Raw genomic sequence first — 11,807 nt, forward strand, 5'->3', positions numbered from 1 at the left:
GGGTTGGTGGGCGTGGCGGGCCGGAGGCTGGCGGTCGCGGTGGCCGGTTACGGGGTGGTCTTCACCGTCGTCGGGATGCTGGCTCTGCCGGTCGGTTCGCCGTTCGAGCACGTCCAGCCGGTGCTCCGGCTGCCTTCCGGTGCCGCGATGGCGCTGCCGGTGCCGTGGATGGCCGGGGTCTTCGCCGGACCCGTGGTGGCGTGGCGGGCGCTGGCCCGGGCGCGGGGGGACGTGCGGCCCCGGGCGCTGCTGATCGCGGTGGTCGCGCTGGCGCCCGTCGCGACGGTCCTCGTCTGCGTTCTGGCCGGATTCATGGCGTTCGCCTTCGACGTGATGTCCGTGGGGTTGGGCGAGGCGGTGCTCGCCGTGGCGTTCTGCGTTCCGTTCCTGGTCTGCACGGCCGGGTTGTCCTGGGCGCTCGGGCCGAAGCCGCCGTCGGGCGACGTCGCCAGGGTGTTGTCGGTGCTGGTCGCCGCCCTGTTCTCGATCGTCGTCGTGGCGGTGAGCACGATCGTCGGCAGCGTGATGGGCGGGGTGCTGCCCGTGGTGCTCGGGACGCTGGCCACCGCCGCGGTCCTGGCTCCGCTGCGCCGCGGGCTGGTCCGGTTTCTGAGCCTGCGCGCCGATCCGGTCAGGGCGCGGGCGGCGCGGCTGGTCCGCGAGGCGCGGGCGGGGACGCATCCGGCCGAGACCGTCCAGGAGATTTTGCGGACGGCGCTGGACGCGCCTGACCTGCGGCTGCTGTTGCGCCTCCCCGACGAACGCGGCTGGGTCGCGGCCGATGGGGGTTCCGCGCCCGAGGAAGGCGTGGCGATCGGCCCGTCGGCCCGGCTGACCGGGCTCCCCGACGACGCCGACGTGGACGGCTGCCTGCCCGAAGTGGAGTCAATGATCGAGCGGGCCGTCCTGGAAATGGCCGTCAGGGACCAGGCGGCACGCGTCGAGAAGGCGGTCTCCGATGAACGCAAGCGCCTGGAACGCGACCTCCACGACGGCGTCCAAGGCCGCCTTCTGGCCCTCGCGCTCGATCTGAAGATGGCCCAGCGCGAGCTGGACGCGGAGGCACAGCTCGTGCTCACCGACGCCGCCGAGGGCCTCGCCGCCGCGATCGACGAGCTCCGCGCGCTGGCCGGCGGGACCGCGCCCGACCTGCTGAGCCGCCGCGGGCTCAAGGCCGCCCTGAGCGACCTCACCGGGCGCATCCCCACCCGCGTCCACCTGGAGGTCCCGGAGCAGCGGCTTCCCGCGCCGGTCGAGACCGTCGCCTACCTCGTGGTGTGCGAAGCCGTCACCAACGCGCTCAAACACGCCGAAGCCGAACAGATCACCGTCGCGCTGACGGTCGGCGGCGACCGCGCGACCCTGATCGTCCGCGACGACGGCAAGGGCGGCGCGGACCTGCGAGCGGGCACGGGCCTGCGCGGCCTGTCCGAACGGGTCAGGACGGCGGGCGGCAGCCTGGTCGTCAGCGACGGACAGCCGAAGGGCACCATCGTCGAGGTGAGCCTCCCGTGCGGGTCGTGATCGCCGAGGACCTCGTCCTGCTCCGGCAGAGCATCGCCCGCCTCCTCACCCAGGACGGCATGGACGTGGCCGCCGAGACCGGTGACGCCGCCGGCCTCATCGACGCCGTCGTCGCGCACCGGCCCGACGTGGTGATAGCCGACGTGCGCATGCCGCCCACCTTCACCGACGAAGGCGCCAAAGCCGCCCTCCTGATCCGCGACCGGTTCCCGGACATCGCGGTCGTCATGCTCTCGCACATCGTCGAACCGGCCCTGGCCATGCGCCTGGCCGCCGACCGCCCCGCCAGGTTCGGCTACCTGCTGAAGGACCGCGTTCTCGACCTGGACGACTTCGTGGCCGTCATACGCCGCGTCGCGGACGGAGGCACGGCCATCGACCGGCAGGTCGTCGACCACTACCTCACCGGGACCGCGCTCAGCCCACGCGAACGCGAAGTACTCGGCCTGCTCGCCCAGGGCCTCAGCAACCTGGCCATCGCCCGCTCCCTGGTCGTCTCCGAGCGCACCGTCGACTCCCACCTCGCCTCGATCTTCGTCAAGCTCGGCCTGCCGCAGGACGCCGACCACAACCGCAGGGTCCGCGCCGCCCTTCTCTGGCTCCGCGAGACCGGTGTTAGCACCGATGTGCCGCCAGGAGGCGGAAACCTACGGTCACAACCATGACCACGACACAAGCGGCTGTGGCCGCGCCGCCGCGCATCCTGGGCTACCTCGCCCCGCTCGGGCCGCTCGCCATGGCGGGCTGGGCCCTCGCCCTCCCTTACCAGCTGGCCGACGAGCCCGCGGTCTGGATCCCCAAAGCGGCAGCCGCCACCGGACGGCTCCAGATCGCCATGGCCATGCTTCTGCTGTTCGCGCTGACCTCGCTCGCCGGTGCTCTGATCATCGGGCTCAGGGCACGCGAAGCCTCCAGGAGGATCGGCACCACCGGCCTCGTCCTGACCTTTCTCGGGTTCAGCGCGGTGTCCTTCGGCGCGTCCGGCTACGCCGCCGCCGCCGTCGCCTCCCATGACACCGTCAACGACGTCGCGGTCACCGAGAGGATCCTCAAGGAGCTCGACGGCTTCATCGCCCCGATGCTCGCCGGAAGCCTCTTCGTCCCGCTGATGGCGCTCGGCGTGATCCTCATGGGCGTCGCCTTCTGGCGCGACCGCACCGTCCCCCGGTGGGCAGCGGCGACCATGATCGCCGCCTTCCCCGTCATCTTGATCGGCGGATACGCCTCAACCCTGATCAACGCCCTCGGCTGGCTCCTCCTGGCAACGTCCTTCGGCTCAGCAGGAAGCACCCACGTACGCACCTGAACCATCCACGAGAGCGATCTCCGGCAAGCGGCCAACGAGCGGCCATGTGTGTGCGCTCGGGCTTACTCGGCTTTGGCGGCTTCTAGGACGGGTATGGCGGCGGCCCGGCGTGCGGGCAGGGCCGAGGTTGCCAGTGTCGCCGTCGCCGCGCCCGCCGCCAGTAGCGGGAACAGCCACCACGGCGGGTCCGGACGAAGGAACGAGCTTCCCGTCGTCACGTGCAGGAGGGTCAGCGTCCCCATGGCGATCGCGAGGCCGAGGATCGTGCCGAGGACGACCACGGTCGCCGCCTCCCACCGGACGATCGAGCGGATCTGCCTCATGGTCGTGCCCACGGCGCCCAGCAGCCCGAACTCCCGCGTGCGTTCGGTGACGCTCATCGACACCGTGGTCGCCATGCCGAACAGCGCCAGCAGCAACGCCATGCCGACGAAGCTGTACGTCGCCCGCAGCGGACGGGTGAGCGAGCTGGACGCGGCGTCCACATAGGCGTCGCGGTCGAGGACCCGCACGCCGGGCACTCCGGCCACCGCGCGCTTCAGATCCTCGGGGGAGCCGCCCCGAACCAGGACGGCCTGGGTCGCCGCGTTGGCGTCCAGCCGGTCCATGGTCGCGGGCGCCGCGAGCGCCTGTTCGGCGAACAGGTGGGACGGGTCGTGGTAGACGGCCGCCACCGTGAGGGCGACCCGGCCTTGGGCACCCCGGACGACGATCTCCTGGCCGCGGCGCAGCCCTCGCTCCTTCACGACGGTCGACGACAGCGCGATCTGGCCGGGACGCAGCGCGGGCGGGCGCCCGCCCAGCCGCAGGACGTCGCGCAGCCCGGCCTGCTCGGCGCCGCTGACGAGGAAGTAGAACGGCTCGGGTTCCTCGTCCGGTTCGAGACGGTTCGAGGGAGGCGAGACCAGCTTGACCTCGGTCTGCGTGAGGGCCGTCGCCCTCGTCACCCCCGGCGTGCCCGCCGCCAGGGCCGCGACGTCCCGGGCCAGCGGCGCGGGCGCGCCCTCGGCGGTCCTGGCGGTCGAGGTGATCGCGTGTTCGGCCGCTATCACCTCCCGTCCCGCGTCCCGGAACCGGTCGTGCACCGACATCGTGACCAGCGCCACGGACGCGACCAGCGCGACGCCCAGCATCAGCGATGAGGCGGCCGAGGAGACCCGGCGCGGGCTGCGGGTGATGGTGGCGTGCGCCAGCCGCCCGGTCTCGCCGCCGACCAGCGTCCCGAAACGGCCGACCAGCCCGCCCAGCGGCCTGACGAACAACGGCGTGAGGACGGCCAGGCCGGTCACGGCGAACAGCGCGCCGAAGACGACCATCAGCGAGACCCCGAACGTGCGGTCGGGTCCGGGCGGGTCGCCGACGCGGACCGCGACCGCCACCGCCCACCAGAAGCCCGCACCGGCGAAGATCGCGAACGTGCCCAGCAGCCGCGGCCAGCGGCGTTCCGGGGTCTCGGTGACGGTGCTGCGCAGCGCCTGGACGGGCGAGACGCCCGCGGCGCGGCGGGCCGCCCGCCAGGCGGCGGCCTGGGTGACCAGGATCCCGGCCGCGGCCGGGACGGCCAGCGCGACCCAGCCGAACTGGGCGCCCGCGGCCGAGACGTCGAAGCCGTCCCGCGCGAACAGCCGGGTGATCAGCGCGGACACCGGATAGCCCGCGGCCACCCCGCCCGCCGAGGCGACGCCGCCCAGCACCAGCGCCTCCAGCCGGATCAGCCGCCTGATCTGCCGCGGCGTGGCGCCGATCGCCCCGAGCAGCGCGAGCCGCCGGGTGCGCTGCCGGACCAGCGTCCCGAACGTGTTGGCCACCACGAACAGCCCGACGAAGATCGCCACCGAGGCGAGCATGCCGATGACGCCGGCGATCGAGGCGCCCTCGCCCTCCGCGGCGGCGCTCTGCGCGCGCCGCACGGACTCCGCGGTCCGCACCGTGGCCGCGCCGCCCAGCGCCCGGGCCAGGTCACCGCGCAGCCGTTCGGCGGGCACGCCCGGCTCAGCCTTCACCCAGACGCTCTGCCAGGTGCCCGGGGTGAGCATCGCAACGCGTCGGACGGTCTCGGGCGGGGCCAGCACCAGGTCGCCGGACGCCACCGCGTCACGGTCCTGGACGCTGACGATGCCGGAGATCCGCACCCGTTGCGTCTGGCGGGGCAGCGTCAACGTCAGCGTGTCGCCGACCTTCACCTTCCCGGCCCGCGACATGTGCCGGACGATCGCCACCTCGCCCTCCACGGTGGGGGAGCGTCCAGCCTCAAGCCGGTACGGATTGAGCCGCGGGTCGGGCACCCAGGGACGCAGCAGCGTACGGCCCTCGGCGGACGCCGTGATCGCCCGTCCGTCGGGACGTGCGGCCGTCACCGTCACGGTGGCGTCCCCGGCGACGGCCGCCACTCCGGGCCGGGCCGCGATGCGGTCCATGCGGATCCGGCCGTTGGACGGTGCGTACGGGTCGTCCAGGTCGACCGTGCCGCCCTGCACGAGAACGTCCGCGCGGAAGTACTCGCTCGCGTCGCTGCCCGACACCGCCTCCTGCGCGCGCAGCGCGAACTGGAGCGAACCGGCGATGAGCGCGATCGAACCCAGCGCCACCAGCAGCGTGGCGGCCAGCCGCAGCCAGCCTTCGGCGAACGAACGGCGCGCGATGAGCCACAAGGCGTTTCCCACGGCGTCAGCCCTCCAGCCTGCGCATGCGGGCGTGCACGGCGTCGATGGTGGGCGCGGGCAACTCGTCGACGATCGTCCCGTCGGCGAGGAACAGCACCCGGTCGGCGTGCGCGGCGGCCAGCGGGTCGTGCGTCACCATGATCACGGTCTGCCGGTAGGCGTCCACGGCGGTGCGCAGGAACCCGAGCACCTCGGCGCCCGACCGCGAGTCCAAGTTGCCGGTGGGCTCGTCCGCGAACAGCACCTCCGGCCGCGTCAGCAGCGCCCGCGCCACCGCGACCCGCTGCTGCTGCCCGCCCGACAGCTCGCTCGGCCGGTGGCCCAACCGCTCGCGCAGGCCGAGCGCGTCCACGACCGTGTCGAACCACCCCTCGTCGGCCTGGCGGCCCGCCAGCCGCCCGGTGAGCCGGATGTTCTCCTCCGCCGTCAGCATCGGCAGCAGGTTGAACGACTGGAACACGAACCCCATCCGGTCGCGGCGCAACCGGGTGCGCCCGGTCCGCGACAGGCCGGTGAGCTCGACCTCGCCGAGGACGACGGCGCCGGAGGTCACGGTGTCCAGCCCGGCCAGGCAGTGCAGGAACGTCGACTTCCCCGACCCGGACGGCCCCATGATCGCGGTGAACTGCCCCCGGGCGAACGCCGCCGAAACCCTTCGCAACGCGGTGACCGCCCCGTCGCCGGAGCCATAGGTCTTCAACACGCCGCTGGCCACCATGACCGGGTCACGGGCGCCACCGCCGGACAAGGCCCCGGCCACAGCCGCCGCCCGTCGGGTGCGTTCGGACATGGACGTCCCCCCATCAATCACTGAATCGCCGCTGCTCAGTTGAGATAGTCTCATATGAGACTATACGTGCCCACTGCGCGACCGCGAGTGCCCGGACGCATCCCGCCGCGGAGATCGTCGTTCGGGCGTCCAGCTCACGTGCGACGACGGCCGGAGCGACCCGGGCCGGCCGCGAGGATCCCGGACGTCCACGCGGCACGGGTGCCGGGCGCAGCGGGCCTGTTGATCAGGCGGGGGAGGTCTGTGCTCGGGTGGTCGGCGAGGTCAGCTGTGCCGGGGTGCAGTTGGGGCACAGGCCGAATATCTCCACGGTGTGGTTGAGGTCGGTGAACCTCGCCTCGGCGGCGACGTGCTCGGCCCAGGTCTCGATCGCGGGTCCCTCCACCTCGACGCTGTAGCCGCATGAGCGGCAGGTCACATGGTGGTGGTGGGTGCTGGTCCGGCAGCGCCGGTAGAGGGTCTCGCCGGTCTCGTCGCGGAGCGTGTCGACCGTGCCGTCCCGGCTCAGCACCTGAAGATGGCGGTAGACCGTGGTCAGCCCGATCCCCTCGCCGCGGCGCCGCAGCTCGCCGTGGATGTCCTGGGCGCTGCGGAACTCGGACAGGTCCGCCAGCACCCGGGAGAGGGCCTCGGCCTGCTGCGTACCCCGCACCCGCGTTCCTCCGCGGGATGCAGGGGCCTGGCGTGTCGGGCGGGGGGACGCGTGCGAAGTCATGGGAGCTGCTCCGGCCGGTCGACGGTGCGATCTTCGCTTCGTCAGATGATATCAACCGGCCGGATCATCGCCCTGGCCGCGCAGGCAGCGGCCGCACAGGCCGTGCACCTCGGTCTCGTGCGGGTCGGGAAGGAAATCGGCCGTGGCCGTGATGCCGTCCAGCCAGCCGCCGTCGTCGGCGGCGGGGTGTTCCTGAACGTCGCCGCAGCGGCGGCACGCCAGGTGGTAGTGGCGGCCCGGGGCGCACAGCCGGTAGCGGGTCTCGCCGTCGCGGACGAAGACATGCAACTGCCCGGCGTCGGCGAGGGCGGACAGCGTCCGGTAGACCGTCGACATCCCGATGTTGTCTCCCTGGCGGGTGAGTTCGACGTAGAGCTCATGCGCGCCTACGGGCCGCCGGCGGAGGCCGAGCGCCTGAAGTACCCGGCGCCTGCGCGGGGTCGGGGAGAGCCCGGCCGCCCGAAGCCGTGCGGCGGCCTCGTCGGTGTGGTGACGGCCGGCGGGGGCGGTGTGGGAGGCCATAGGACGACGGTAGGAGCATCGATCGACATTGACAATCATTCCCAATAAGAAGAACATGGGATCCGTTTTCATTCTCACCTCCGACCTGCGGGGAGACACGTTGCGCATCCGAACCCTCGGGCCTGCCCTACCGGTCCTGGCCGCCGTGCTGCTCGCCGCCACCGCCTGCGGCGGCTCCAGCTCCGCCGACAACGCCGGCGGCGGCACGATGAAGCTGAAGGTGGTCGCCACGACCACGCAGGTGGCCGACTTCGCTCGCAACATCGGCGGCGACAAGGTCACGGTCACCCAGATCCTCAAGCCCAACGTCGACCCGCACGACTACGAGCCCTCCCCGGCCGACATCCAGGCCATCGCCGACGCCGACCTGGTGGTGAAGGGCGGCGTCGGCCTGGAGAAGTGGCTGGACCAGACGATCAAGTCCGCCGGCTTCGACGGCACGGTGGTCGACGCCAGCAAGGGCGTGGCGATCCGCAAGGGCGGCCACGAGCACGGGGAGGAACACGGGCACGACGAGGAAGAGGCGGACGGGGACCCGCACATCTGGCACAACCCCAGGAACGTCGAGATCATGACCCGCCACATCGCCGCCGCCTTCGGAACCGAGGACCCCGCCGACAAGGCCGCCTACGAGACGAACCTGACGACCTACACCGGCAAGCTCAAGCAACTCGACGCCTGGATCGCCGGCCAGATCAACTCGCTGCCCGTCGAGCAGCGCAAGCTGGTCACCAACCACGACGCGTTCGGGTACTACATCGACCGCTACCGCCTGACGTTCGTCGGCTCGATCATCCCGAGCTTCGACACCTCGGCCGAACTGTCGGGCAAGCAGCTCAACTCGCTGGTCGCCAAGATCAAGTCGACCGGCGTGAAGGCGGTCTTCTCCGAGTCCTCGCTGCCGCCCAAGACCGCCGAGACCATCGGCCGCGAGGCCGGGGTGAAGGTCGTGGCGGGGGAGGACTCCCTGTACGGCGACACGCTCGGCCCGGCGGGCTCGGCCGGCGCGACCTACCTGGAGATGGAACGTCACAACACCACCACCATCGTCACGGCGCTCAAGGGCTGACCATGGGCACTCACAAGGAAGCGGAGGTCCGGTCGCCGGCACTGCGGCTGGAGGAGGTCAGCGTCGCCTACGGCTCGGCCCTGGCTCTGGAGAGAATCGACGGCGAGGTCGCGCCGGGCGAGGCCGTCGCGCTGATCGGCCCGAACGGTGCCGGCAAGTCGACCCTCATCAAAGCGATCCTGGGCTTGGTGCCGCTGGCCGCGGGCCGGGTCACCGTGCTGGGCACCTCGCCCGCCCACGCCCGCCGCGACGTCGCCTACGTCCCGCAGGCCGACACGCTCGATCCGGAGTTCCCGATCTCGGTCGGCCAGGTGGTGCTCATGGGCCGCTACCGGCGGATCGGCTGGCTGCGCCGTCCCAAGGCCGCCGACAAGCAGGCCGCCCACCGCGCCCTGGAGCAGGTCGGCCTGGCCGACCGCGCCCGGCACCGGTTCGGGACGCTGTCGGGCGGGCAGCGCCAGCGCGTCCTGCTGGCCCGCGCGATCGCCGCCGAACCCCGGCTGCTGCTGCTGGACGAGCCGTTCAACGGCGTCGACGCCGTCAGCGAGCAGGCGCTGCTGGACGCCATCGCCGCGCTGAAGGAGCAGGGCGCGGCCGTGGTCGTGGCCACCCACGACCTGGCACTGGCCCACCTGGCCTGCGAGGAGGTGTGCCTGCTCGACCGCAAGCAGTTCGGCTTCGGGCCCACCCGCGCCACGCTGACCCCCGAACGGTTGCGCGCCACCTACGGTGGGCACGCGCTCGAACTGCGCGGCGACCGTGTCATCGTCGCCCACTCTTAGGCGGCGCTCATGTACCAGTTCTTCGTCGAACCGTTCACGTTTCCCTTCATGGGACGGGCGCTGGCCGTGATGGTGATCCTGGGCGCGCTGGCCGGGACCGTCGGCGTGCTGATCCTGCTGCGCCGCCTGGCGTTCATCACCGACGCGCTGACCCACACGGTCTTCCCCGGCGTCGTCATCGGCCACCTGCTCAGCGGGGACGGCGGCATCTTCTGGGGCGCGCTGGCCGCGGGCGCCGCGACCGCCGCGCTGCTCACCCTGCTCACGCGGCACCGCGCCGTCACCGAGGACACCGCCCTGGCGGTCCTGCTGACCACCTTCTTCGCCGTCGGGGTCGTGCTGGTCTCCCGGCAGTCGGGCTACACCGCCGATCTGACCGCCTTCCTGTTCGGCCGCGTCCTCACCGTCACCGGGCAGCAGCTCGCGCAGACCCTGGCGGTCACCATCCTGGTCATCGCCGCGATGGCGCTGCTGCGGCGACCGCTGATCGCCCGCGCGTTCGACCCGCAGGGCGCCCAGGCCGCCGGCTACCGGATCGGCCTGCTGGACCTGGTCACCAACGCCCTCGTCGCCCTGGTCGTGGTCGCCTCGGTCCGGGCGGTCGGAACGGTCCTGGTCATCGCGCTGCTGATCGTGCCCGCCGCCGCGGCCCGGGCGGTGTCGGACCGGCTGGCGCTGATCGTGCCGCTCGCCGCCGTCCTCGGCGCGCTCGCGGGCTGGGTGGGCCTGGCGATCAGCTACGACGCGTCGATCCACCACGGGCTGCGGCTCGCGTCCGGCGGCACCGTCGTGCTCGTCCTCATCGCCTGCTACGTGGGCGCCCTCGCCGCCGGTGTGATCCGGCGGCGGCTGCGCGTCCGCCGGGCGCCCGTCCGGGGGAGCGCGGCATGACGGCGGTCGACCGGGCGCTCGTCGAAGCCGTCCTCCTCGGCGTGGTCGGCGGAATGATCAGCGTGCAGATCGTGCTGCGCAGACTGCCGTTCTTCACCCTGGCCATGACACACGCCACGTTCCCCGGCGTCGTCCTGGCCGCGGTCGCGGGCATCAACCTGTACGCGGGCGGCGGCCTGTTCGGCGTACTGATCGTGCTGGGGGTGCTGGCACTGTCCCGGCGACCGGCGCAGGCCATGAGCACGGCGATCGGGATCGTCCTGTCAGCCGGCTTCGCGCTCGGCGTCGTGCTGGCGTCGACACGCGACGGCTTCTCCAGGGATCTGACCGCCTACACGGTCGGCCAGATCCTCACCGTCGGAACCGGCGACCTGATCGCCGTGACCGTGGCCGGCGCCATCGTCGCCGTCCTCCTCCTCGGAGCGGGCCGGCAGCTCACTTTCCGCGCCTTCGACCCCGGCGGGTACGCCGCCGCCGGCTACCGCCCGGCCCTGACCGACCTGGCGCTGCTGCTGACGGTCGAGGCGGTCATCGTGGTCGCCGTGCCCGCCGCCGGCGCGATCCTGTCCGTCGCCGTCCTGGTCGGCCCGGCCGCCATCGCCCGCCTGTGGACCCACAACATCCCCGCCATGACGGCCATCGCCGTCGTCGCGGGCGCGTCCAGCGGGCTGATCGGTGTGCAGATATCCATCCGCTACGACGTCGCCGCGGGCGGCACCATCACTCTCGTCACCGGAACCCTGTTCGTCCTGTCCCTGGCCACGACCACGGCCTGGAACGCGCTGGCCTCCCACTACCGCCGCAGCCGCCACCCCGCATCCACCCTGCCGTCCGAACCGGCCCCCGCACGGTGAAACGCACTCAGCTGGCCGAGGTGCGTCGGCGGTGGGTGGGGTCGGTGGGGTGAAGGTGCCGTAGGCGCCTCGGTGGAAGAGACGCACTCGGCTGGGCACTGCGGCTGGGCGCCCGGCTGTGGAACATGGGCGTCGCCCTGCGCTCCCGGCGGGGTCGTCGTCGACCACGGCACCTGCGCTGCCGTCCATGGCGGGCGTCTTGCAACGCCAACCGGGCAAACGCGCCGAGATGATCTGGGACGCCGCCGAGGCCGTTGACGGCCGTGTCCCGTGCGTTGGGATGGCTGCTGCCCAGGTGAATGGAAACTCTGTGTCGTCGGCTCCGCGGTCGTGGGAGGCGTCAGTGGCGGTTCAGGGCGCGGACGATGAGTTGGCCGACGACGAGGTAGAGCAGCGCGGCGAATCCGTAGTTCAGGACGACGCCGAGTGTGGCGTCGTCGGGGGTGAAGACGTCTCCGAGGCCGAGGACGAGGGCCTTGGCGACGTTGTAGACGCCGTGGACGAAGCCGTTGCCCTGGTTGGCGTCGAAGACCACGAACAGGATGTGCAGCAGGAAGATCGCGGCGACGGTGCCGGTGACGACGCGAACCACGTTGGCGACGGTCGCTGAGCCGTCATGCCGGCGGCGGGCGTCGTAGCGCGGCTGGTACGGGTCCATGCCGGGGTGAGGCGGCGGGGGAGGCCCTTGGCC

The 11,807-nt window shown here is 72.4% G+C and carries 12 protein-coding genes; 7 read left to right on the plus strand and 5 right to left on the minus strand.

Annotated features, from left to right (window positions below):
• The 3 genes from E1264_RS32250 to E1264_RS32260 form a co-directional block, all read left to right on the plus strand.
• Positions 1 to 1,524, plus strand: a 1,524-nt coding sequence (locus E1264_RS32250; RefSeq protein WP_243711298.1) for a histidine kinase, incomplete at its 5' end; no start/stop codon positions are given.
• Positions 1,512 to 2,189 (plus strand): response regulator transcription factor, encoded by a 678-nt coding sequence (locus E1264_RS32255; RefSeq protein WP_132179520.1) that lies wholly within the window; start codon positions 1,512 to 1,514, stop codon positions 2,187 to 2,189. The genes E1264_RS32250 and E1264_RS32255, both read left to right, overlap by 13 nt.
• The gene (locus E1264_RS32260) at positions 2,186 to 2,830 is read left to right on the plus strand and encodes a hypothetical protein (protein ID WP_132179522.1); all 645 of its coding nucleotides are present in this window, start codon (positions 2,186 to 2,188) and stop codon (positions 2,828 to 2,830) included. The genes E1264_RS32255 and E1264_RS32260 overlap by 4 nt, the downstream gene beginning before the upstream one ends.
• Positions 2,831 to 2,892: 62 nt before the next feature.
• Here the strand turns inward: E1264_RS32260 and E1264_RS32265 are convergent, their stop codons facing one another.
• The 4 genes from E1264_RS32265 to E1264_RS32280 all read right to left on the minus strand — a co-directional run bounded on the left by E1264_RS32265 (position 2,893) and on the right by E1264_RS32280 (position 7,520).
• Positions 2,893 to 5,493, minus strand: a complete 2,601-nt coding sequence (locus tag E1264_RS32265; protein ID WP_132179524.1) for an FtsX-like permease family protein — start codon at positions 5,491 to 5,493, stop codon at positions 2,893 to 2,895.
• Positions 5,494 to 5,497: 4 nt separating this feature from the next.
• Complete coding sequence (locus tag E1264_RS32270) at positions 5,498 to 6,211, minus strand: ABC transporter ATP-binding protein (RefSeq protein WP_132179538.1); 714 nt, start codon at positions 6,209 to 6,211, stop codon at positions 5,498 to 5,500.
• Between the two features lie 298 nt (positions 6,212 to 6,509).
• Positions 6,510 to 6,935 (minus strand): Fur family transcriptional regulator, encoded by a 426-nt coding sequence (locus tag E1264_RS32275; protein ID WP_243711299.1) that lies wholly within the window; start codon positions 6,933 to 6,935, stop codon positions 6,510 to 6,512.
• A gap of 114 nt (positions 6,936 to 7,049) precedes the next feature.
• A complete protein-coding gene (locus tag E1264_RS32280) occupies positions 7,050 to 7,520 on the minus strand; it encodes a transcriptional repressor (protein ID WP_165964488.1) in 471 nt (156 codons plus the stop codon).
• Positions 7,521 to 7,620: 100 nt separating this feature from the next.
• Between E1264_RS32280 and E1264_RS32285 the strand changes: the two genes are divergently transcribed.
• Genes E1264_RS32285 through E1264_RS32300 form a run of 4 tightly spaced genes read left to right on the plus strand, consistent with a single transcriptional unit; the run spans position 7,621 to position 11,116 of the window.
• The gene (locus tag E1264_RS32285) at positions 7,621 to 8,589 is read left to right on the plus strand and encodes a metal ABC transporter substrate-binding protein (RefSeq protein WP_243711300.1); all 969 of its coding nucleotides are present in this window, start codon (positions 7,621 to 7,623) and stop codon (positions 8,587 to 8,589) included.
• A 2-nt stretch (positions 8,590 to 8,591) separates the two neighbouring features.
• A complete protein-coding gene (locus E1264_RS32290) occupies positions 8,592 to 9,371 on the plus strand; it encodes a metal ABC transporter ATP-binding protein (RefSeq protein WP_132179532.1) in 780 nt (259 codons plus the stop codon).
• 9 nt (positions 9,372 to 9,380) lie between these two features.
• On the plus strand, positions 9,381 to 10,262 hold the full coding sequence (locus E1264_RS32295) for a metal ABC transporter permease (protein ID WP_132179534.1): 882 nt from the start codon (positions 9,381 to 9,383) through the stop codon (positions 10,260 to 10,262).
• A complete protein-coding gene (locus E1264_RS32300; protein ID WP_132179536.1) occupies positions 10,259 to 11,116 on the plus strand; it encodes a metal ABC transporter permease in 858 nt (285 codons plus the stop codon). The genes E1264_RS32295 and E1264_RS32300 overlap by 4 nt, the downstream gene beginning before the upstream one ends.
• A 340-nt stretch (positions 11,117 to 11,456) precedes the next feature.
• On the opposite strand, the gene E1264_RS32305 is transcribed toward E1264_RS32300, so the two are convergent.
• On the minus strand, positions 11,457 to 11,807 hold a 351-nt coding region (locus tag E1264_RS32305; RefSeq protein ID WP_207936509.1), incomplete at its 5' end, for a hypothetical protein.

The sequence above is a fragment of the Actinomadura sp. KC216 genome (assembly GCF_004348535.1).
Classification (GTDB): Bacteria; Actinomycetota; Actinomycetes; order Streptosporangiales; family Streptosporangiaceae; genus Spirillospora.